Origin of the sequence: Emergencia timonensis (genome assembly GCF_900086585.1) — a bacterium.
Taxonomy (GTDB): domain Bacteria; phylum Bacillota; class Clostridia; order Peptostreptococcales; family Anaerovoracaceae; genus Senimuribacter; species Senimuribacter timonensis.
In genome coordinates this window covers 187,154-209,361 of the sequence record NZ_FLKM01000007.1, presented here as the reverse complement: position 1 = coordinate 209,361, position 22,208 = coordinate 187,154, and the positions used below count along the sequence as shown (strand labels likewise).

Genomic DNA, 22,208 nt, shown 5'->3' with positions numbered 1-22,208 from the left:
GGCTTCTCTTGCCCGCTTGATGGCGAGCCCTATATCGTGAAAATCAAAGCGTCTTTCATCTCGTTCTATCTTCATAACATCACCTGATATGATTTTACATTTCATGTGATATTATTTGAACGACTTTGTATTTCATATTACTGACTATTTAATTTCACCGCATTTTATAATTCAACATAAAATCAGACGAGCGCCAGAGTAAACTCTGGCGCTCATTTTACTTTCGTTGTGCGTTTTTTCTGTACTCTAATGGCAACAATCCCGTGCTTTTTCGGAATAATTCTGCAAATCGGCTTGAAGTGGAATAGCCTACTGTTTGGGCAACTTGCCCGACTGTCAGCTCTGTATATGCCAGCAGATATTCTGCTTGGCTCATGCGCCGCTGTTGAACATATTCCGTGATGGTGCAGTCGTAGTATTTCTTAAAACAGCTTTTGAGCTTTGTTGTTCCCATGCAGGCAATCTGTGTTAGCCGTTCCAGAGGAATATCAAAAGCATAGTGATCGCTAAGATAAGCGGCAACTATTTGGAGATTTTCAATATCCTGTTGAGAGAGCTTATGGGCTGGTTTATCAGGATGTTTCTTCTGATATTCCACCACCATTGAAACAGCTTCTGCGACTTTACCCTCATAAAAAAGTTTTGCGGCAATCCCTTCCCCGCGATAGTCTTTGATTTCTGTGAGTAACCGTGACATTTCTGGAAAGTCGGAAGTTTGGTCGATCTTCCGAAATGCATCCACAGGATTGATCTGTGCCTCTGGGTACAGTTTTTTCAGGTAGTCCTCATAATATGCCGGTGCAATCTCAATCCCAACCGAACGGATTGGAATATTTTTATGTATCAAAGCCTTGTATGGAGCGTAGCCTCCAATAAATGTTTTGATACAACCGGCAGACAGCCTACGGTATGGAGATAATTCCTCCCCGGAAATAGAGTCATACCGAGTGATACTCAGACATTCCGGCAGGGAACATTCCAACATGAAATCTTCGTGGAAGGAAAAGTTGTGGATTTTAATATCATATAGGTCTTTCTGTCCATAAGTCCAGTAGGAGCCTTCTCCAACTTCGGGAGAAAGTTTCCAGCAGTCACCTAATGCCCCATATTGCTGGTTGTCTGGGTCATGGATAAAACCGTGTTCAATCAGCAACGGTGTATAAAACTGGTCAATAATTTCAGACATGAAAACAGACCGCCTCCTTTTTGCAACGATTAGACGAACTTTTGAAAGGAACAGACGAACATCGCCGGGACCTATTGAATGTTGTTCGATAAATGCGTATTGTATTAGACAGTGGTTAGAACTATCTAACCGAAGAATATCACAAACCACTTGTCGAGTCAAGACAATGAAAGGTAGGAGGTCAAAATGAGTAATCAAGTAAATTCTATGAACAAAGGTCTGACAGTGAAAGACCTTGTAACAACAGGTATTTTTACTGCACTGTTATTTGTTTTTGTATTGGTGGGCGGCGTCTTTTTTGCAACGAATCCTGTACTTACTTTTTTCATGCCGGCAGGAGGTGGGCTGCTTGCTGGCCCCATTTATCTTTTGCTGATTGCAAAAGTACATAAGCGTTGGAGCCTTTCTATAATGGGCATTATCATGGGTATTATTTGGTTCGTGACCGGTATGCACTGGGCTTTTGCATTGGGCTACCTGATCATGGCGATTGTCGCGGACTTCGTTGCTGGTGCAGGGCAGTACAAAAGCAAAAAACTCAACAGCCTGTCTTATATCCTGTTCTCTCTCGGCGGCACTGGTTCGTATATCGTGTTCTTTGTTGACCCCAACGGCTGGGCACAGACTATGCTGGGAAACGGAACTGAACAGAGCTACATCGACACCATGCAGGCAACTGCAAATACCGGCATCCTGATTGCCATGTTCGCTGCTGTTATCATTACATCTGCAATCAGCGCTTTTGTAGGCTGCAAAATGCTGAAAAAGCAGTTTGAAAAAGCAGGTATTACAGCATGAGCGGTAAACGCCACAAGAAAGGGCTTTGGCTCGACCCACGGGCCAAGCTCTTTCTTATTCTTATATGTGTTTTATCGTCCATGTTCGCTCCTTCACTTGCATATCAATTTGTCCTTGTTATGCTGATTGCGATATTGGGTGCTTTCTTTGGAAAGTGGAAATATGTCATTAAGGCTGTATGCTTTTATGCGGTCATCTGTGTCCTGACAGTTTGGATCATGGCAGAAATGACAGGCACGCTGCGGACAATGTTTATTGCCTTTTTAGGATTGTTTCATAAGGTCTATGCGTGCGGAACCTTGGCTGGGATTGTTCTGACTACTACAAAAGTCAATGAGTTCCTGTCTGCTATGAACCGTGTCCACGCACCCAAAAAGTTAGTAATTCCTATGGCAGTTATGCTGCGGTACATTCCAACTATTCAAGAGGACTGGCGATATATCAAGGACGCTATGCGGATGAGAGATGTTTCACCTTCTCTGGCGGGCTTTTTAGCACATCCGGGCATGACGGTTGAGTGTATTTATGTGCCTTTGTTGATGGCAGCTTCAAAAGCAGCGGATGATCTTTCTGTTGCTTCTGTCACTCGTGGAATTGAAAATCCCAATCCACGCACCTGTCTTGTCCAGATAAAATGCGGAGTTGCCGATTGGGGTGTCATGGCCGTTGCCGTAGCTTATCTGATTTTTGAATTATGTGTGCGGGGAGGTGTGATTGGTTGATTGAGTTTGAAAATGTATCGTTTTCCTATACGGGGCAGGAACATGGTGGGCTGCATGACATCAATTTGAAAATTTCGGACGGAGAATGCGTCCTGTTCTGTGGCCGCAGCGGGTGTGGAAAAACAACGATTACAAGGCTGGTGAATGGACTGATCCCTCAGTTTTATCAGGGAGAGCTTCATGGCCGTGTGCTGGTAGATGGTCAGGAAATCAGCAATATCCCTATGTATCAGATTGCCGCTAAGGTTGGCTCCGTTTTCCAAAATCCACGGACACAGTTTTTCAATGTTGATACAGACAGCGAGATTGCCTTTGGAATTGAAAATGAAGCTCGCCCTCCTAAGAAATTGGCTGAGCGAGTAGAGCAGACAACTGAAGATTTGCGTATTCAAAAGCTACGGAACAGGAATATTTTTGAGTTGTCCGGCGGAGAAAAGCAGAAAATCGCCTTTGCTTCTGTTTATGCCATGAACCCACAGATTTATCTACTGGATGAACCATCATCTAATCTGGATATGACTTCGATCCAGGAACTAAAGGAACATTTGCGGCTGATAAAAAAACAGGGCAAAACAATTTTGATAGCGGAACATCGTCTGTACTACCTGACGGAGTTGGCTGACCGAATTGTTTATCTGGAAAAAGGAGAAATCAAAGGAATATACACCCCGGAAGAATTTCGGCAGCTATCTGAACCTGACCGTGAACACATGGGGCTGCGGGCTGTTGATCTACAGGCGGTATTCCCACCAAAAGCCCACTTGCCTGCGCCTACCCCTGTATTGGAGCTGCGGAATGTGACGCTCCGTTACAAGAAGCAAACCATTTTGCATGACATTGGACTATCCGCCGGAAGGGGCGAAGTGATTGGCGTAGTTGGACATAACGGAGCTGGAAAAACTACATTTTCCCGCGCTCTCTGCGGGCTTCACAAAGACTGTGATGGACAATTCTTGTGGGAAAGAAAGCCGATTGAGCGTAAGGCAAGGCTAAAACGCTCCTACATGGTTATGCAGGATGTGAATTATGAACTTTTCGCTGACAGCGTGGAGGCAGAGTGTTCCTTTGGTATACGCAATCCAGATCAAACACTGGTAAATGCAACTTTGGAGGAATTGGGCCTTACCCCATACCGGGAGCGCCATCCAAACACGCTTTCCGGCGGTCAAAAGCAACGAGTAGCGGTAGCTGTCAGCATGATTTGTGGGAAAGACTTGCTTGTATTTGATGAACCGACCAGCGGTCTTGACTTTGACAGTATGACGCAGGTGGCGGGACTGATCCGGCGATTATCCGATATGGGAAAAGTCATTTTCATTGTCACCCATGATTTTGAGTTTGTCTGCCGTACCTGTTCTCGTGTCTTGCATTTTGACGAAGGCGAAATGCCCGATGACGTATCAGTTATAATGGAGGCCCTCCCGAAATTGAGAGAGCTTTTCTCTGTTTCAGATGGAAAGGAGAGGTAGTCTATGAAGCAGAAAAAAGAAAACAGTATGGCATTGCTGCTCCATTGGGCCGGAGAACAGAAATTTTGGTTGTTTCTGGCAATCCTGCTGTCCATGTGCAGCGGGCTGTGTATTATTGTCCCATACATTGGGATTTACAGGTTGATGGATGCCACATTCAACAATGCCTGCACAAAAGAACTTGTGGTGCAGACTGTGGCAATGATTGCCGCTGCTGTCACCCTGCGTTTTGTACTGTTCGGATGTTCCGGCGTGGCTGCCCATAAAGGCGCGTATGGTGCACTGTTCAAAGTGCGCTGTATGGTGGCGGAACACATGGCCAGAGCGCCTTTGGGTGCCCTAAATGAACGGCGCACAGGGGATATTAAAACGGTTCTGAATGAAGATATTGAAAAACTGGAACTATTTCTGGCGCATAATCTTCCTGACCTTGTGTGCTATCTGGTTGGGCCGGTGGTCATCTTTATTTATTTGATGACCGTTAATGTTCCACTGGCGTTGATTTCTCTTGTTCCGCTGGTTCTGGCTGTAGTTGTAATGGGGGCGATGTTCCGCAATACCGATGATTTGATGGAACGGGCCAACCAATCCATTACCACACTAAATTCTGTTATGATCGAATATATCGGCGGAATGAAATTGATTAAAGCCTATAACATGGGGAGCAAGTCCTTCCAGAAATTTTCCGGCGCAATCCATGAGGAAAATGCCATGTGGAATGAGACTTCCCGACGTATGGGGCCTCCGTATGCAGCGTTTGTCGTTATCATTGAATGTGGAATGCTGCTGATGGTTCCGATAGGCGGGATGTTTTTCCTGAAAGGTTCACTGACAGCCAGTGCGCTTCTGCTGTTTGTTTATGTCGGTTCTATGTATCTGACGGAAATTCGGCCTTTACAGGAATTGGGTACAAACTTTGCAAATGTACTGAACGCTATTACCAAGACCAAAGAGATACTGAATATTCCGATTTATGAGGGTGGAACAGACTTCCCCCAAAAACATGATATTGAACTTCAGAATGTCCGATTTTCTTATGACGGCAAAACCGATGTACTGCATGGTGTCAACCTCAAAATCAATGATGGTGAGCGCATGGCTCTTGTGGGCCGATCTGGTGCCGGTAAAAGCACTGTGATTGAACTGATTTCCCGGTTCTACGATGTGCAGGAAGGAGAAGTGCTGATTGGCGGCAAAAATGTCAAGGAGCTTGACTACGATACCATTCTGAAAAATATAGCTATCGTATTTCAAAAGACCTTCCTCACCCGTGACAGCGTGCTGGAAAATATCCGTATGGGTAGTAACGCTACTCTGGAAGAAGTGCGGGCTGCCGCAAAAGAGGCACAGATTGATGACTTTATCATGTCCCTGCCGGATGGATATGACACAAAAGTGGGCAGTTTCGGCTCCCGCTTTTCTGGCGGAGAAAAACAGCGGATCGCGATTGCCCGCGCAATTCTGAAAAATGCACCTATCTTGATTTTGGACGAGGCCACAAGTGCCTCTGACCCGGAAAATCAGATGGAGATTGATAAAGCTATTCAAAATCTATGCAAAGGCAAAACAGTCATTGTAGTAGCACACCGTTTGAGTGCTTTGAAAATGTGCAACCGGGTGGCTGTGGTGGAAAACCATACAATTACCAACGTTGGCACCCATGAGGAAGTTCGGAAGACCAACGCCTACTATCGAAAAGCGTGGGATGACTACGAAACAGCCCGGAATATCACTTATCAGTTGGAGGGAGGCGAGCAGTATGAATGAGCACGATGTATTAAAAAAGAACCACAATTTCTATATTGGTGTTGGCGGTACTGTTCTGGAAGGACTTCTCTCCGGCAGCCTATTTATGCTGCTTTACTCTGTTATGCAGTTTTTGTGGTCGGGTCAATTTGACATGAACCGCGTTCTGGCTCTGACCGGTATTATTGCAGTGGTTTTTCTTCTCCGTATCCTGATTTACAGCTACGGTTATACCAAAGCGCAGATTGGCGGTGCGGAGGTCAGTAAGAATATTCGGCTTTTTATGGGTGACCATTTGAAGCGCATCCCACTGTCCCGCTTTACGCAGGGGCAGACCGGCGATTATATCAACACCATTACAAGCGACGTAAACAACTACGAAAAAATCCTGACCCATAAAGTCGGAGATTTCGCAAAGAATTTTGCCCTGTCATTGATGTTGATTGTCTTTGTTATGACGCTCTATGTTCCGGCAGGAATTATCCTGCTGATAGCCGATCTTCTTTTAATCCCCGGCCTATGGCTTTCTTTCCGCATGGTACGGAAATATGGAAAAGAAAAGAACGATATTTGTGCGGAGAACGTCAGCAGCATTGTTGAGTATGTTTCTGGTATTCAGACTTTCCGAGCTTATGGTGTAGGCGGTATGAAGAACAAAACTGTTATCAACGCCATGCGGGAGTTTTCCCGGATCAGCTTTGTGTACGAATCAAAAGTGCTTCCTATTGGTGCGGTCTTTGGTATTTTGAGTTGGCTGTCCTGCCCGCTGGTTATCTTGCTGGCCTATGCACCCTGGGTCGCAGGGACACTGAACACGGTGGACTACCTTTTGATTTGTATGCTGCCCCTGTTCTGTGCAAAGCTGGCTAACTCGATTTTTGTAGACCTTACCAGTTATAAGAACCTGATGATCTCGAAAAACAAAATCTTGAGTGTAATGAATGAGCCGGAGGAAACTGGCAGCATGGAGCCGCTTCACACAGCTACCCATGAAATCACATTTGACAATGTAGATTTTGCATATGTTCCCGGTGAACCGGTACTAAAACACGCCACCTTTACGGTGCCAGATCAAAAGCTCACGGCCATTGTCGGAGACTCTGGCTCCGGCAAATCTACTATTTTGAACCTGATTGCAAAATATTATGAAGCAACGGGCGGGACGATTTCTATTGGCGGTAAACCTATTAACCATGTTGCCGCAGAGCGTGTACTGGAGCAAGTTTCTATGGTAGACCAGGACATATTTCTTTTTGACGATACCATCCGGGATAATATCCGACACGCTCGTCCTAATGCTACGGACACGGAAATCGAGGCTGCCTGCCGGGAGGCTAACTGTGACAGCTTCATCCGTAAGATGGAAAAGGGATACGATACGCCGACTGGCGAGAATGGAAATCTTCTCTCTGGCGGTGAGCGTCAGCGAATTTCAATAGCCCGCGCCATCCTGAAAAATAGCCCCATCCTGCTTTTGGATGAAGCAACCGCATCTCTTGACATTGAAAATGAGCTTGCCGTAAAGCAGGCCATCGCCAATCTGCTAAAAGAGAAAAAGACAGTGGTAATGATTGCTCATACCCTTTCCATTGTCAAAAATGCAGACCAAATCCTTGTAATGGGTGATGGTGGGATTTCTGAATCGGGAACCCATGAAGAATTGCTTGCGAAAGGCGGAAAATATGCTGCTATGTGGAACGCAGAGCAAAAAATATCAGCTTGATAGAAGCTAAAGAAGAATAATTGCATAGCGCATGAACCTGCCCCGACTACGGGGAAAGAAAAAAACCGCTGGCTGGGGCAGGTGATTTTGCGCGCTCATTTTAAGTTATTACCCTAACGGTGGTTTTGAGAAATCAGAGCCGCCGTTTCTTTGCGTTTACACAAACCAATGACGACTTGCAGGGACACGGTAGTCGATGGGAGGTTATTTTACCGTGTCCTTTTCTCTTTTTCGTAGTATCCATGATCTGCACCAATTAAAAAAAGCGTAGCCCCTCCGTCGGAGCAGTCCGGTTTTGAACATGAAATTAAACAGTACATAACCGATAATACTTTTTCGTGCGCTTGTGCGGCCTTGTGTCGCACAGGCGCATTTTGCTTTCCAGACTCCGAGACAAAGTGTCCCGAGGTGCGGTGCCGTTCTCCGCCGTTGCTCCATTTCGTTTCCGACCAACCCCGAACAAACTGAAATGGAGGATTTTACGATGACTACTATCAATTTGAAAGATTTTTATTATTGGTACACGCAGGATCAGCTTATCGAAGTTTCTGACGAGGTGGCCGAGGTATTCAAGGCCGATGCCCGCTATGAAATGGCCTACCAGCGGCGGCTCTCCCGGCACAAGGCGCAGTATTCTCTGGACTGCGATGACGGGATTGAATATTCCGCTTGCCTGCATGAGCCGACCCCGCAGGAGCTCCTTGAACGGATGGAAACCTTTCTTCGTCTGTGGAACGCTCTCAATTCTCTGCCGGAGATCCAGGGCCGCAGAATTGACGCACATATCATTCTTGGCAAGTCGATTAAGGAAATTGCCGAGGCCGAGGGCGTACATGAGGAGTCTGTTCGCCAGTCGATCAAGCGTGGCCTTGAGCGCATGAAAAAAACTTTTTGATTTTTTCATTTTCCCCACTTGGAAATGATGAAAAAATGTCTCGGTTTATGAGAGGAGGTTTTCTTCCTAACGCAAGGGAATAACGGCAACCCAGAGTAAGTACGGGGAGCCAGACGGTGGGTGCGCGGTGACATCTCCCAAAAGAGATTGAGCGAACAACACCAACACTGTAAATGGGCCTGGCCATCCCAAGGCCATGATCCGGCGCTGAACAGGTTGGCTGCCTGTTCCTCCGGGCTTGTCGCTTTACTTGCGTTGAGAGCGCCGCACAGAAAATAACGATTGTCTTTGGACAGGCCAAGTAAATATGTGCAGCGCTCTCTAATATTCAAAAACTATAATAAACCTCGAGACAAAGTGTCCCAAGGTGGAGTAAGGCAACAGGCCAGCATCCCGGTGGTGCTGGCCTGTTGCGTTTCCCCACCAAACAGCGGGAGGCGTTCTATCAATCTGCGAAGGAGGTTTACCGTGAAATTAACTACACAGGAACTTGAACAAATGAGAAGCGTTGACATTGGCGCGGTGGCTGCCGAGTCCCTGCCTGATGTGAGCGGTATGACCTTTGACAATGCGCTTTCCCGAAAGGAGCGCATCTCTCGATTTTTGCAGACTGTCAAAAATCCATACTGCTTTTGCATCGGTGGTGTTGGCGTGAAAATTGAATTTGCTGAAAGCGGGCCATCTCTCCAAGATAAGCTGACGGATTTCCTGCTGCGGCAAAGAAGCGGGCTGTAACTTCGGTTACAGCTCGTTTTGCTTCTTCGAGACAAAGTGTCCCGAAGCGGAGGCATCCTTGTTGTCCTCTCCGGACGGAGTTATAATATAAGTGTAATGTGATAGGGAAGGAGGAACAATGGCACGAGCAAAAAACAGAGGGTATCAGCAGAGTTTCTCTCCCTCTTACACAATCCGCCGCTGGCGGCTGGGCATCTATATCCGGCTTTCAAAGGAGGATTTGAAAAAAGGAAAAGACGATAGCAACAGCGTAAAAAACCAGCGTGACCTACTGAACGATTTTTACCGACGCAACATTGATGAGTTTGAAAGCATCACAGAATATGTAGATGACGGACATACTGGAACGGACGCTAATCGTGAAGATTTTCAACGGCTCTTGGCGGATGTCATGAGTGGTAAAATCAACTGCGTTATAGTAAAAGACCTGTCCCGCTTCGCACGAAATTATAGCGATGCCGGAAGTTTGATCGATAACCTGTTTGTTCAAATGGGTGTTCGCTTTATCAGCCTTGCTGAGAATGTGGACAGCTACAAGAACCCCGACAGCGTTTCAAATATCATCGTTCCCATTACAAACGTGATGAACGATAATTACTGCTATCAGACTTCCAAAAAGATCCGGCAGGTATTTGATTACAAACGGCGCAACGGCCAGTATATCGGAGCATTTGCTCCTTACGGCTATGTAAAGCACCCAAAGGACAAGCACAGGCTGATTGTTGATCCCGATGCTGCTGAAAATGTCAAACTCATTTTCACAATGCTTATTCAAGGGTCATCAAAACGTGCTATCGCGTTGTACCTGAACGAACACGGCGTACCGAGCCCCTCGGCTTACAAGGTACAAAAGGGCTTGCCTGTTTCGACAAGAGGGTATGACGATCCTATGTGGGGAGTCCGCATGATCCACTCCATTCTTACCAATCCGACCTACACCGGGGATTTAGCCCAAGGCCGGAGCCGGGTGAAAAGCTACAAGGTACACCAGATTGAAGCTGTTCCACGCGAGGAATGGGTAGAAGTGGCTGGAACGCATGAGGCCATTATCGACTATGAAACTTTCGACAAGGTACAGGCTCTCTTACAGCGTGATACCCGTACTTCACCGAAAGGCCGTGAGGTACACTTATTCAGCGGCTTTCTGAAATGTGCCGATTGCGGGCGGGCCATTACCCGATGCGTTGGCAAGAACAACAATGTATATTATTCTTGCTCAACCTACAAGAACCGTTCCCGGACAGCCTGCACCATGCACTCAATCAAGCATGAACGGCTGGAGGCTGCTGTTTTGTTTGCTGTACAGCATCAGGTACATTTGGCTGTTTCCTACTCGGAAATCGTCACGCAGATCAATTCCGCTCCAATCAAAAAAAGCCAGTCTTGCCGACTGGACGATCTGATAGCGGCAAAAGAGCGGGAACTGACAAAGATAACACGCTACAAGCAATCTCTTTATCAGGACTGGAAAGACGGTGAAATCACCCAGCAGGAATACCGGGATATGAAGGCTGACTATGAACGGCAGACTTCTGATATTTCCGCGGTGCTTACCCGGCTGAACGCTGAACGCGCAGAACTGGCAAACGGTGTAGACAACGAGCATCCCGCACTGGTAGCCTTTATGAAGTATCAAAACATTGAAGCCCTCAATCGGGAAATCTTGGTTGAGCTTGTGGACTATATCAAGGTCTATGAAAACGGCAATATCAGCGTGAAATTCAAATTTGCTGACGAGCTCCACAAGATTGCAGAGTACATTGAAATTAACACTACGGAAGATACCGCAGTAGCGGGCTAACCCCCGCTACGAACCCCTTTGACAGTGTGTTTTCCTAATAGGCGCTAATCATAGGGTAAATGTGGAAAACGATACTTTAGGTTATGACAGATTTCGCCCGGTTGTGGAGGCACAATCGACGTCAATTGTAAGGACAAAGTTCTTGTGCAGTTGTCTGCGGGTGAGATTCTTACCCCTTGCCCGTGCCATTAAAATGAAAGAAAGGTGATAATAGCAGGAGGTCATTCAAACCGTACGAAAAAAGTACAAAGATACATGGTACGCTAGAGATGGGATGTGTTATAATAGTTCCGTAATGGCCTTGCCGCAAGGAAGGAACTGTTGAATTGCGGATTTCAATTTTCTTAGCAAAGGTTATCCGCAATATAATGTTTTCATGATCTTAGCGACTTCGTCGCAAGGAAAAAAACATTGAAACATGAACTTCGATTATATAATGTTCAGAGGAGTGTTCATGTTATAAGCATTCCATGATTTAACGGCGTTGCCGTTCTGCCCCAAGCTTGCTTGGCTAGGCAGAACGGACAGCGAAGCGAGGTGGTGGGAGCGTAGGCATATTGCGAAGCAATATGCTGCCGCAAAGAAGTACAAAATAGAGGAGATGTTAAAATGGCGATAGAAAAAGTGAAAGCGTATTTTGCGCAATTGGGCATAGAAGACAGGATTCAAGAGTTTGAGGTGTCCAGCGCAACGGTGGATTTAGCGGCTCAAGCTGTAGGCGTAGAAGGCGCCAGGATCTGTAAGACTTTATCTTTTAAGAATCTTGATGGGGAAGGATGTATTCTCATTCAAACAGCAGGCGATACTAAAATTGATAACAAGAAGTTCAAGAGCTTCTTTGGCTTCAAAGCAAAGATGCTGACGCCAGATGAAGTAGTCGCATATACAGGTCATGCCATTGGCGGCGTCTGCGCTTTTGCTGTAGAAAATCCCGACGTAAAAATTTACTGTGACCAGTCCATGAGGCGTTTTGAAACGGTTTTTCCGGCTTGCGGAAGCGATAACAGCGCGGTGGAGTTCACATGTGACGAACTCTTTCAATATTCCAACGCACTTGCGTGGATCGACGTCAGTAAAATCCCAGCGGCAGAGTAAGGAGCAAAATATAATTATGAGTGGCAAACATAAGAACGAAAGAGCCAAAAAAGAACTAAAGCGATTTTTCCTTTGTACAGTAGGCGCTTTGATCATCGCTTTCAATCTGAAAAGCTTCGTCAGAACTGGCGGGCTGTTCCCCGGCGGCTTTAGCGGTGTGACACTGTTGATTCAGCAGATCTGCGATACCTACTTTGGAGTCTCATTGCCATATACTGCAGTCTATATACCACTAAATCTGATACCTGTATATATCGGCATTAAATATCTGGGTAAGCGGTTTACCTTCTATTCCTTTTACGTTATCGTGCTCAGCAGTGTTATGACCGATCTGATCCCAAAGATTGCTATCACTTATGACGTGCTGCTAATCTGTATCTTTGGCGGTATCATTAACGGGGCTGCGGTCAGTATCTGTCTGTTTGTAGGTGCCAGCGCCGGTGGTACAGATTTCATATCGATTTACTTCTCAGAGAAACGAGGTATCGATACGTGGAACTTTATTTTTATGGCAAATATATGCATTCTCATCACTGCCGGTGTTTTATTCGGCTTTGACAGAGCGCTGTATTCGATTATTTTCCAGTTCTGTACGACACAGCTGATTCAGACTTTATATAAAAGATATCAAAAACATACGCTGTTGATTATCACTGACCAGCCTAGCGCTATTTACGGAAGAATTCAGGCAATTACCCATCACGACGCGACTCTTTTTAAAGGTAATGGCTGTTTTGCCGGAGCGGAACGGAACATGGTTTATTCCGTCGTTTCCAGTGAAGAGGTGGATATGATCATGAAGGAAATCAAAGAAGTCGACCCGAAGGCCTTTGTCAATGTTATCAAAACGGAGCAGGTCAACGGCAGATTTTACAGGCGGCCTAACGACTGAGGACGTATAAATCCGAAACTGTCTCAATGAACCTGGAACTACGTAGTGTGGTTCCAGGTTTTGTCGTCTAAATGGAGAAATGCGTTGACGGTGAATTGACCGTCTTCATGATGAAAGGTTGCTGTACCATAATATTTCTCCGCGATTTTTCGGATTGCCGGAATACCCAGTCCATGACTTGTGGGATCGCTCTTCGTCGTAGGAAACTTTTTATCCTCCTTTTTTGAGGGAATCGCTGAATTGATACAGTTTATATGCAGATTTCCCTTCCTATAAAAAAGTTCTATTCTGATATAGCGATCGGCGCTGTCTGGCAGAGCAAGACAGCCTTCCACGGCATTGCTGAGGATATTGACGATAAATGTGCAGAGGTCCGCATCAGCCGCTGACAGTTCGTTTGGAACATGTACTTTGTGAGTTACTTTGATATCGTGATTTTTTGCAATTTCCAGGTAATTTGTTAGGATGGTATTGATTAAAAAATGTTCAGAGTAGTACAGCGGCTTTAAGTCGGCTCTTTGCTGATTCAAAGTACTCAAATAAGCGCCCAGCCGTTGGTAATCTCCAGCGTCAAAGTAGGCATTGAGGGCTAGGATATGGTGGTTTAAGTCGTGCTTTAGCATGCGGACCTGGCTCATGGCATCCTCCATCTGCTGTGCGCTTTCTACGGCAAAGCGATTTTGCAGTTTTAGAACATGGAAGTCCTTTTCTTGCTGTACCAATTCAATATTGCGCCGAGCCATCAGACCTGCAAAGACTAGGATGATAAAGAATCCTGCATATTCATTTTGCCATGCTCCGTAAATCGGCTCGAATTTGTTGGAATCTCCTATGGTGGCGAAGAGGCTGGCGCCGAATATACTGCATACGCTTAGGATAAAGATGTTCGACCAGTTTTTTTGTGAGGACAAGCCGATCCCAGCCACAACAGCCAGTAACCCCCACATGATAAGTTTGTAGCCGTCAATAAAATATCCGTATAGATTGACCGAAGACGGACAGACAGGTATAATGAACATAACACTGACAAAACAAAAGGAACAGGCCAAAAGGGTCAAAGGGCGGGCAAAATAACGATATATTCTCAAGCGGTCCAAATCGGCAGTCAGCACGCCGATAGCGGCGCACTCTGCCAGAAGGAAGAGCCGCGCAGTATCTTCTACCGCGTACCACAAGGCAGAGGATAGTCCCAGCTGCCAGACGAACTGATGAGAACACTGGACTGCAAAGGCCAGGCACAGAAAACCAAAGTGGCGAAAGAGTCCCTTTTTTGAGCGGGCAATCCATAAGACCATGGAAAAAAGGGCCAGTGTGAGAGCAGATATACATAAAATGCTGTAAACCAGGGTTCGCACGAAGAACAAACGCGTCATGATTTGAGAAGTACCGATTGCCGGCGGATAGATCAACCCGCTGTAATAATGTGCATCGTTGGTGATGGTAAACTCTAAATGCGTGTCTGTATCGCCGACAGGAATATTCACTGATGTTCCGTCCCCCTTTGCGGCAACGACAGAGCCGTTAACCCTGAGGGTATAATCCGTATAAATTTCAGGAATCTCCATGGTGAGAGTCTGCGGATTTCCGCTGTAATGTAGCGTCATTTCATAAGTTGCAGTGTCAAAAGGGGACGTACCGCCTGGAAAGTAGGCGTAATTGGAATACTCCCCGATAAAGGCGGTTGATTCTATATCTCCGATGCGGACGCGCCAGCCGTCAATCAGGTAAATCGGATGATCCAGATCTGTTTCTGAAAAAGCAAAGACACCGTCCTCCCCATAGGGCGGTCCGGCAGTGTATTTGTTATCATATTTATAAGCGAACCCCATCAAAGCAAACGTCAGCGTGAAAACGATGACGGCTGTCAGTAATAAGAGGAGAATTCTTCCATGTGCCTTCATAAAAAACCGATAGTCCTTTCAATCATATGCTGCATCCTGATTGCCGTGTACAGCATCCCCGTTTTTGCTGAGGATGCAGAGACAGATGTACAAACTCATTATACTCTGAACGACGAAGAATTTGAAGTGTATATTTATCCCGGCATGTCCTGGGATGAAGTTCGGGAAAGCGACAGTTATACAGAATATGCGATGTATACCAATGGGGAAGGCGATTCGCTTGGCTTTTCGGTTCGATGGAATGAAGCGGAATTCGAGGCTGGAATGGAGTCGGGGTCAGAAGCTTTTACTCTCAGCGGTACCTGCAGCCCCGACATCGACTATTGGAGCCAGTACGACAGAGAGCGTTGGCAGGCGGGAATGATAAAAATTGATAGGACCGACGTTCAACTGCAGGTTCACGTGAGGCCGCAGGGTTATGTGGCAGTGTACAAGAATACAGATGCGCTCATAACCAGGAGCGTCAGAAGCTGCACAACGTTTGAAGAGGTGAATCTCTACGAATCAGCTTACTTGAAGTCGCAAAGTCCTTACGATCCGGAAAGGTGCAGATTCAACATTGAATGGAGTGAAGAAGAGTATCTTGAGGGCATCAAAAGCGGAGCGCAGGATTTTACCATGCATGGCAAATACACTGCGTGCGAAGATGCTGAGATGCAGGAACTGCTGGAAGCTGGCATGATCCGGGCTGACGGAACGGAAGAAGTAATCATAGAGGTAGAAACAGAACCCCAGAATCCGAGGGTATATTATGACCCTTACGCCTTTACGGAGGATCTGCACACTGCAGTATTCCGCGATACGCCTCTTGAAGAACTAGACCTGCCTTCTGCCAGAGACCTGGAACTGAAAGGGGCAGGATACGATTACGCAGATACGAAGACTTTTGGAATAGAGTGGAATGAAAAAGAATACAAAGCCGGCCTTGCATCGGGACATAAAACTTTTCGAATATCTGGCAAATATACTTCCGCCGGCCTGGATGAAGTTGAAAAGCAATGGTGGGATAAGGGACTGTTTGTCATCGATGGCGGCAATCAGGTACCAGTAGAAGCTGTGATTACCGTGATAGAAGAGGGAGAGAAGCTTCCATACTCTGTCAGTCTGAAGAAGGATCGGGACGAATCGATTTATCCTCTCTTCACCTTTCCTAATCCAGGAAAAGTGGAAACGGTAATCTGCATGGCTTCTCTTGACGGGGAAAACTGGTATGAGTACGACGCCGCAACCTATTTGCAGAATAACGCCGCCAGTTATGAGATATCAGCATATATCTATGACGATCAAGATCAACTGATTTCAATACCCAATGATGCGCCGTCCTATTACAAGATCGTGATAGAAGGAGGCCCTTATGATGGAGAATCCGCTGTGCTCACCAGAAACCCGCCGCATGACTTGACCGATGCTGATGACGACATTTCCGGAGATCGGGGAGGCGGGGGCCAGGGCGAACACGACAGACCGGATAAAGATGATGGAGCTGTGCCGCCGGTGACGCCGCCTGAAGGAATCCCGCCAGTGGAACCGCCGCCGATTTTGCCGCCGGAAATTCCAGTGATACCGCCGGAAGTTTTGCCGGAACTGCCGACAATCGTTCCACCGGTAAAAGTACCTGGCTCGACAATGCCGACCGACGCCGCAAAGCCGGATGCAGGCAGTCAAGTGCAGACGGTAGGGAGGGACACAGATATTCTTGCTGCAGCAGTGGACCGTCATGACGCAGCGGCAGCTGCCACCTCAAAAATCAGAGATGCGCAAAAGGCTGACAGCAGGAGTATCCTGAAAAAAACAGAGCCAGTGGGAAATGAGAAGAAACGAATCCCTGCCTATGCAAGTGCACTTGCAGGCACTGCAGCCCTGATGGCAGCCGGATCTCTGCTGGCATTGAGGCGAAGAAGATGAAGACAATAGCGCATAGAAGAAAATCTCTTCTATGCCTTTTCTTTTTGTGCTATAATCAATAGGCGTAAAACATCATAAATTGTCGAAAAGGAGAGGAACGCGGGATGAACTTCTTAGAAGAAAGAATTGTAAAAGACGGGGTAGTAAAGGAAGGAAATGTACTGAAGGTTGACAGTTTCCTCAACCATCAGATGGATATCGAGCTATTTGACCAGATGGGAGAAGCGTTTAAAGAGAAATTTAGGGAAAAAAACATCAATAAAATCTTGACTATAGAGGCTTCTGGTATCGGTATCGCCTGTATCGTAGCGAAGCATTTTGATGTACCAGTGGTCTTCGCAAAAAAGGCGAAGAGCATCAACCTGGATGGAGAGATGTACACGGCAGAGGTGGAGTCCTTTACCCACAAGACAAAAAATCGGATCATCGTGGCGAAGAAATTCCTCACCGCAGAGGATCGGATTTTGATCATCGACGACTTTCTGGCAAACGGCTGCGCACTGCAGGGGCTGATTCAGTTGGTTCAGGCGGCGGGAGCCGAGGTCTGCGGCATCGGCATCGCTATCGAAAAGGGTTTTCAGCCCGGCGGCCAGATCATCCGCAATCTGGGCTATCAGTTGGAATCTTTAGCTATTGTAGAGAGCATGAACAGTGAAACAGGTGAAATCGTGTTCCGCTCGCAGGAATAATAGGGTGAGGGTACATATGAACAGCAAAGTAGAAAATATTTATCAATTAGAAGGACGTGTGCCTGTTTCCAAGGCGATTCCCTTTGGGCTGCAGCACATCCTGGCCATGTTCGTAGCCAACATCGCACCGATTATCATCGTAGCAGGAGCCTGCGGCCTATCTTCAAAGGATATGGCTATGCTGATTCAGAGCGCCATGATCATCGCTGGGATTGGTACGATTATCCAGCTCTACCCGGTCTGGAGACTGGGCTCCGGTCTTCCCATCGTCATGGGAATCAGTTTTACCTTTGTATCCATCTTCTGCTATATCGGACCGGCCTATGGTTATGAAGCCATCATCGGCGCGGTGCTGATCGGCGGCTTGGCGGAAGGCATCCTGGGGCTGCTGGCAAAATATTGGACGAGATTTATCACGCCGGTGGTAGCGGCCAGTGTGGTAACCGCTATCGGATTTTCCCTGTTATCTGTGGGGGCGGCATCCTTTGGCGGCGGCAGCGGCAGCGCGGACTTTGGTTCGGCAAAGAATCTGATCCTGGGAGGCATCACTTTGGCCTGCTGCATCGGGTTCAACATCTTCGCGAAATCTTTCTGGAAACAATTATCGGTATTATTCGGCCTGGTAGTGGGGTATGTCGTTGCGGCAGCCATGGGAATGGTCGACTTTTCTGCGTTGTCAGATGCTTCCGTCATCGCTTTGCCAAAGCTGATGCCCTTTAAACCGGTCTTTCATCCAGGAGCCATCGTCTCGGTGTTCTTGATTTTCCTCGTATCGGCCACAGAGACCATCGGAGACACGTCTGCGCTGGCATCCTCTGGTCTTGGAAGAGATGTAAAGGCAAAGGAAACGGCAGGGTCCATCGCCTGCGACGGTTTCATCAGTTCCTTGTCAGCGGTCTTCGGCTGCCTGCCGATTACATCTTTCAGCCAGAACGTGGGGCTGGTGGCTATGACCAAAGTGGTCAACCGCTTCACCCTGCTCATGGGCGCCATCATTATGATTTTGGCAGGACTGTTTCCGATCTTCGGAACGCTGCTTGCCACTTTGCCCGACGCAGTGCTGGGAGGCTGCACGATCATGATGTTCGGAACCATCGTGGTCAGCGGCATTCAGATGATCTCCCGGTGCGGTTACAGCCAGAGAAATATCAGCATCGTGGCCCTGTCTCTCAGCGTGGGGATTGGATTTACCCAGGTGCCGGAAATCTTTTCGATCTTTCCGCAGATCGTGCAAAATGTGTTCGCCGAGAATTGTGTAGCGGTAGTCTTCCTGGTGGCGATTATCTGCAATCTGATTCTGCCGAAAGACATGGAATCAAAGAGCGAAAAAGCTGACTGATGAGGTCAGCTTTTTTGTGCGTTTGTCAGCAGATCGATAAAGACTTGCATGACAGGACTGAGCCACTTGTTCTTGTGATGGGCGCAGACCGCTGTGATTTCCATGTGGTCATAATCTGTCTCAATGGCGCAGAGACTGCCTTCTTCTAAGTCTTTTTCCACCGTGAAGGTGGGCAGATAAGAGATTCCCATATCATTCTTGACCAGGTTAATAATCGTAGGGATGCTCCAAAGTTCAATGGTGTGCCCCAGGTGAATGTCTTTTTCCCTCAGATAATCAGTGAAGATTTCTCTGAAGATGCAGTTGGGCTCGTCAATGATATAGGGAAGATCCAGTCTCTGGCCGGAAGTTTTAAAGTCGGGATACTGTTTTTTTGTGGCGGGGGAAGCTATCAGGGTCATGGCATGGGAGTCCATTTTGTGAAGGGTCAGGCTATCCGTATTTCCGCCGACATTCTCGTAAAAAATGCCCATATCAAGTCTGCCGTCGACCAAAGCGTCCCGTATTTCGTAACAGTTCATGGAGCGGAGAAACAGTTTCGTACCAGGTGCGATCTGGTGGAACTTCTTCAGCAAAGGCGGCAGACGATAGCAGAGCTGCGTCTCAGCTACTCCGACAGAAAGACTCTGTTTCATATCTGCCAGAGAAGTTCCCAGGCTCTGCATTTTTGTAAAAGAGAGAAGGGTTTCTTCAACATAAGGAATCACCGTTTCCCCCGCTTTGGTCAACTGCATCCGTCTGCCGATTTTTTCAAAAAGCTTGATGGAAAGCTCCTGCTCCAGCTGCTGCACCTGAAAGGTGATGGTGGACTGGGTGTACCCCAGCTTATCAGCAGCCCTGGCATAACTGCCCTCTTCAATAATCGTTTTAAAGGTCTCTAAATACTTCAGATCCATCAAGAACCTCCTGTCATTTAGTTCGAAAATATTGAATTATAGTATTGAATAGTTCGACTAATTTGATATTATCTTTTATGCTATTATAGACCTAAAGGAAGGTGATTTCAAGTGATTATGAATATTTTACTGAGCTTTGCACCCTATGCGTTTGTCACGGCCTATACGCCGGGACCGAATAACATCCTGGCTCTCAACACTACCAGCAACTATGGCTGGTCTAACGGGAGAAAATTGATTCTGGGTATCGGTACGGGTTTTATCTGTGTCATGCTGGTGTGTGCAGTGGGCTGCTTTTGGATTGCAAAATATATCGGCGGTATTGTTTCCGTGATGAAATATGTTGGCGCCGCCTATATTCTGTGGCTGGCCTTTCACGTGGCGAAGAGCAGGCCGGATGAGGGAGAACAGAAGGAAGCAGGCGGCTTTGTCAAGGGAATGGTACTGCAGTTTGTCAATGTGAAGATCATTCTGGCGGCGATTACCACCTATACCGGTTATGTCATCCCAGTCGACGACTCGTTGGAAGCTTTGCTGGCATCGGCGGTGTTCTTGACACTGGCAGGGGTATCCGGTACTCTGGTATGGGCAGCAGCAGGCAGTCTCCTGCAGAGATTTTTAAAAAAATACTATCGGCCGTTCAACATCTGCATGGCGTTGCTGCTGGTGGAATGCGCTGTAAAACTGTTCTTCGTCGACTGATAAAGATTGTACTGATTCCTCATACATGCTATAATTTAGGAAAATTATTACAAAAGGGGAAGAAGATGAAAAAGAGAAACCAATGTATCACGTGGACGCTGGTTCTTTTGCTGGCACTTTCGTCAGTCACTGCCAACGGTGCTACGTCAGGCATCGCAAAGACCACAAAAGACAGTCGGTTCCAAGTCACCTTGAGAACTGTGAGCAGCACGTCCATTAAAGTAACCTGGACGAAACAGAAGAAATTCACCCATTATGAAATCTATCGTAAAGCTGCAGCCGGAAAGAAATACAAGAAGATCGCCAGTGTGAAGGGGACGAGCCGCACAGATCGAAGATTAAAAAAGAATACGTTATATCAATATAAAGTGAGACCATATCGCTATATAAAAGGAAAGAAAAGTTTTGGCAGATACTCTTATGAAAATGCAGCAGCTACGGGCATCAATGGAAAGGACTTTGTTTTGGAACTTTCTCTGCCAGAGGACGGCAGCATCGGCATCGGTGTCAATGCGGGCACTGCAGACTGCAGCGCCAACAAGAAAACAGCGCTGATCTATAGAAGTACCTCTGTCAACGGGCCATATGAGAAAGTCAAGGAACTGCCCTTTAAAAAAAGCTGGCAGCTGTGGGATGCTACCTATGCCGCGCACTTCACGGATAAAATGGTAATTGGCGATGCTACATATTACTATAAATTGAAAGTTAGAAAAACCATCGGCAAGAAGATATCCTACAGCAAATTCAGTGAACCCAAAGCCGTTCGCACCCAGCCCGATTGGACCATGCATGAGCTGACCTATTCCAACCTGACCGACGAGAAGACGAGGCAGGAGATCAGCGGAATTCTTCGAAAGGCGGGAATTCGTCAGAACTACATAGAGGGACTGATGGACTTGGCAAAAGACTATCATGGTGTGGTAGGATTGCAGCCCTATTTTCACGATGGATTTCAAACGATAGCCGCCAGAGGTGTCGATTATGAGGCAGCAGATACTTACAGCCTGTGGACAGCAAACCGCAGCTACGCAGATGTGAACTGCAGGCTGACCGCTATGACACTGTTCCGGGATTTTATTACCACAGAGAAGAAGATGGAAGGCGACGACTTTCTGGCAGTTGATACAGATGCCATGGATCATTATCCCCTTTGCAGCATAAAAGGGGAGGACCAAAGTAAGTTCTACACCATTTATAATCCTGTTTCTGTCAGAGATACGACCGATCCTAAGGTCATTCTGGCGGCCATCAAGCAAGAATGGAGGAACAGAGGAATACAGTTCAAGGCAGGAAACGCTTCACTGATCAGTGTCGTCTGCCATGACGAGCTAGACCATATGGCCTTTGTCGGTCATGCAGGCGTGATGATTACAGATGGCAGCGATGTTTATTTTGTTGAGAAATTTGGACCGACCTCCCCATACCAAGCGGCAAAGTTCCAAAGCAAGGCCCAGGTCAGAGAATACCTGCTCAATCGTTTTTGGAAGTTTTACACGCCGGGCGTTTCGACAGCGCCAGTCATTATGGAAAACGATCAAGAATTGACACTATAGAAGAATCAGAAAAAATGTGACTTATGAACTGCCTGCGAGTTGACGACTCGCAGGCAGTTTTTGTGTGCATGGAAAGGCTGATGAAATGTTTCGGCAGTCGTTGCTTTATGCAGAGGGAACTGTTATAATATAACTCGATATAGGTACCAAGAATTTACGAG

18 protein-coding genes are annotated in these 22,208 nt (G+C 46.8%); 15 read left to right on the top strand and 3 right to left on the bottom strand.

All coding sequences use genetic code 11. The features are described from left to right. Positions 1–217: 217 nt before the first annotated feature. Positions 218–1,186, bottom strand: a complete 969-nt coding sequence (locus BN6539_RS01240) for an AraC family transcriptional regulator (RefSeq protein ID WP_009272641.1) — start codon at positions 1,184–1,186, stop codon at positions 218–220. Positions 1,187–1,372: 186 nt separating this feature from the next. On the opposite strand from BN6539_RS01240, the gene BN6539_RS01235 reads away from it, so the two are divergent. From BN6539_RS01235 to BN6539_RS01190, 10 genes are all read left to right on the top strand, one after another. Beyond that, positions 1,373–1,984 (top strand): MptD family putative ECF transporter S component, encoded by a 612-nt coding sequence (locus BN6539_RS01235; RefSeq protein WP_067532743.1) that lies wholly within the window; start codon positions 1,373–1,375, stop codon positions 1,982–1,984. Beyond that, complete coding sequence (locus BN6539_RS01230) at positions 1,981–2,706, top strand: energy-coupling factor transporter transmembrane component T (RefSeq protein ID WP_015518390.1); 726 nt, start codon at positions 1,981–1,983, stop codon at positions 2,704–2,706. The genes BN6539_RS01235 and BN6539_RS01230 overlap by 4 nt, the downstream gene beginning before the upstream one ends. Further along, positions 2,703–4,175, top strand: a complete 1,473-nt coding sequence (locus BN6539_RS01225) for an ABC transporter ATP-binding protein (RefSeq protein WP_067532739.1) — start codon at positions 2,703–2,705, stop codon at positions 4,173–4,175. The genes BN6539_RS01230 and BN6539_RS01225 overlap by 4 nt, the downstream gene beginning before the upstream one ends. A gap of 3 nt (positions 4,176–4,178) precedes the next feature. Then, positions 4,179–5,942: an ABC transporter ATP-binding protein gene (locus BN6539_RS01220; RefSeq protein WP_067532736.1), complete on the top strand. Its 1,764-nt coding sequence runs from the start codon at positions 4,179–4,181 to the stop codon at positions 5,940–5,942. Next, positions 5,935–7,644 carry an ABC transporter ATP-binding protein gene (locus BN6539_RS01215; RefSeq protein ID WP_067532733.1) on the top strand — a complete coding sequence of 570 codons (1,710 nt, stop codon included), beginning with the start codon at positions 5,935–5,937 and terminating at the stop codon, positions 7,642–7,644. Before BN6539_RS01220 ends, BN6539_RS01215 begins: the two co-directional genes overlap by 8 nt. Before the next feature lie 484 nt (positions 7,645–8,128). Further along, complete coding sequence (locus BN6539_RS01210) at positions 8,129–8,539, top strand: sigma-70 family RNA polymerase sigma factor (RefSeq protein WP_067532730.1); 411 nt, start codon at positions 8,129–8,131, stop codon at positions 8,537–8,539. Between the two features lie 468 nt (positions 8,540–9,007). After that, positions 9,008–9,274 carry a DUF6870 family protein gene (locus BN6539_RS01205; protein ID WP_007884026.1) on the top strand — a complete coding sequence of 89 codons (267 nt, stop codon included), beginning with the start codon at positions 9,008–9,010 and terminating at the stop codon, positions 9,272–9,274. A 118-nt stretch (positions 9,275–9,392) separates the two neighbouring features. Next, the gene (locus tag BN6539_RS01200) at positions 9,393–11,075 is read left to right on the top strand and encodes a recombinase family protein (protein WP_067532727.1); all 1,683 of its coding nucleotides are present in this window, start codon (positions 9,393–9,395) and stop codon (positions 11,073–11,075) included. Between the two features lie 609 nt (positions 11,076–11,684). Further along, positions 11,685–12,170, top strand: coding sequence for a YbaK/EbsC family protein (locus BN6539_RS01195; protein ID WP_067532725.1), 486 nt, complete (start codon positions 11,685–11,687; stop codon positions 12,168–12,170). A gap of 16 nt (positions 12,171–12,186) precedes the next feature. Next, positions 12,187–13,062 (top strand): YitT family protein, encoded by an 876-nt coding sequence (locus BN6539_RS01190; RefSeq protein ID WP_067532722.1) that lies wholly within the window; start codon positions 12,187–12,189, stop codon positions 13,060–13,062. A 38-nt stretch (positions 13,063–13,100) separates the two neighbouring features. Here BN6539_RS01190 and BN6539_RS01185 read toward each other — a convergent pair whose 3' ends face one another. Then, the gene (locus BN6539_RS01185; RefSeq protein ID WP_082907290.1) at positions 13,101–14,963 is read right to left on the bottom strand and encodes an ATP-binding protein; all 1,863 of its coding nucleotides are present in this window, start codon (positions 14,961–14,963) and stop codon (positions 13,101–13,103) included. Between BN6539_RS01185 and BN6539_RS01180 the strand changes: the two genes are divergently transcribed. The 3 genes from BN6539_RS01180 (at position 14,952) to BN6539_RS01170 (ending at position 18,896) form a co-directional block, all read left to right on the top strand. Continuing rightward, a complete protein-coding gene (locus BN6539_RS01180; protein WP_067532716.1) occupies positions 14,952–16,868 on the top strand; it encodes a hypothetical protein in 1,917 nt (638 codons plus the stop codon). The two genes, BN6539_RS01185 and BN6539_RS01180, sit on opposite strands and share 12 nt — an antisense overlap. A gap of 104 nt (positions 16,869–16,972) precedes the next feature. After that, positions 16,973–17,557, top strand: a complete 585-nt coding sequence (locus BN6539_RS01175) for a xanthine phosphoribosyltransferase (protein ID WP_067532713.1) — start codon at positions 16,973–16,975, stop codon at positions 17,555–17,557. 16 nt (positions 17,558–17,573) lie between these two features. Continuing rightward, positions 17,574–18,896 carry a uracil-xanthine permease family protein gene (locus tag BN6539_RS01170; protein WP_067532711.1) on the top strand — a complete coding sequence of 441 codons (1,323 nt, stop codon included), beginning with the start codon at positions 17,574–17,576 and terminating at the stop codon, positions 18,894–18,896. A gap of 5 nt (positions 18,897–18,901) precedes the next feature. On the opposite strand, the gene BN6539_RS01165 is transcribed toward BN6539_RS01170, so the two are convergent. Then, positions 18,902–19,792, bottom strand: coding sequence for a LysR family transcriptional regulator (locus BN6539_RS01165; protein WP_067532708.1), 891 nt, complete (start codon positions 19,790–19,792; stop codon positions 18,902–18,904). A 117-nt stretch (positions 19,793–19,909) separates the two neighbouring features. Here BN6539_RS01165 and BN6539_RS01160 point away from each other — a divergent pair, with 117 nt between their 5' ends. After that, positions 19,910–20,494 carry a LysE family transporter gene (locus tag BN6539_RS01160; protein WP_067532705.1) on the top strand — a complete coding sequence of 195 codons (585 nt, stop codon included), beginning with the start codon at positions 19,910–19,912 and terminating at the stop codon, positions 20,492–20,494. Positions 20,495–20,559: 65 nt separating this feature from the next. Then, positions 20,560–22,047: a DUF4300 family protein gene (locus BN6539_RS01155; RefSeq protein ID WP_067532702.1), complete on the top strand. Its 1,488-nt coding sequence runs from the start codon at positions 20,560–20,562 to the stop codon at positions 22,045–22,047. Positions 22,048–22,208: the final 161 nt, after the last annotated feature.

Bases quoted from the DNA above. Each gene is read 5' to 3' on its own strand.
- BN6539_RS01170 (WP_067532711.1), top strand. From the start codon at position 17,574: ATGAACAGCAAAGTAGAAAATATTTATCAATTAGAAGGACGTGTGCCT.
- BN6539_RS01230 (WP_015518390.1), top strand. From the start codon at position 1,981: ATGAGCGGTAAACGCCACAAGAAAGGGCTTTGGCTCGACCCACGGGCC.
- BN6539_RS01175 (WP_067532713.1), top strand. From the start codon at position 16,973: ATGAACTTCTTAGAAGAAAGAATTGTAAAAGACGGGGTAGTAAAGGAA.
- BN6539_RS01185 (WP_082907290.1), bottom strand. From the start codon at position 14,963: ATGAAGGCACATGGAAGAATTCTCCTCTTATTACTGACAGCCGTCATC.
- BN6539_RS01220 (WP_067532736.1), top strand. From the start codon at position 4,179: ATGAAGCAGAAAAAAGAAAACAGTATGGCATTGCTGCTCCATTGGGCC.
- BN6539_RS01195 (WP_067532725.1), top strand. From the start codon at position 11,685: ATGGCGATAGAAAAAGTGAAAGCGTATTTTGCGCAATTGGGCATAGAA.
- BN6539_RS01180 (WP_067532716.1), top strand. From the start codon at position 14,952: ATGTGCCTTCATAAAAAACCGATAGTCCTTTCAATCATATGCTGCATC.
- BN6539_RS01240 (WP_009272641.1), bottom strand. From the start codon at position 1,186: ATGTCTGAAATTATTGACCAGTTTTATACACCGTTGCTGATTGAACAC.
- BN6539_RS01190 (WP_067532722.1), top strand. From the start codon at position 12,187: ATGAGTGGCAAACATAAGAACGAAAGAGCCAAAAAAGAACTAAAGCGA.
- BN6539_RS01210 (WP_067532730.1), top strand. From the start codon at position 8,129: ATGACTACTATCAATTTGAAAGATTTTTATTATTGGTACACGCAGGAT.
- BN6539_RS01200 (WP_067532727.1), top strand. From the start codon at position 9,393: ATGGCACGAGCAAAAAACAGAGGGTATCAGCAGAGTTTCTCTCCCTCT.
- BN6539_RS01215 (WP_067532733.1), top strand. From the start codon at position 5,935: ATGAATGAGCACGATGTATTAAAAAAGAACCACAATTTCTATATTGGT.
- BN6539_RS01160 (WP_067532705.1), top strand. From the start codon at position 19,910: ATGAATATTTTACTGAGCTTTGCACCCTATGCGTTTGTCACGGCCTAT.
- BN6539_RS01165 (WP_067532708.1), bottom strand. From the start codon at position 19,792: ATGGATCTGAAGTATTTAGAGACCTTTAAAACGATTATTGAAGAGGGC.
- BN6539_RS01155 (WP_067532702.1), top strand. From the start codon at position 20,560: ATGAAAAAGAGAAACCAATGTATCACGTGGACGCTGGTTCTTTTGCTG.
- BN6539_RS01235 (WP_067532743.1), top strand. From the start codon at position 1,373: ATGAGTAATCAAGTAAATTCTATGAACAAAGGTCTGACAGTGAAAGAC.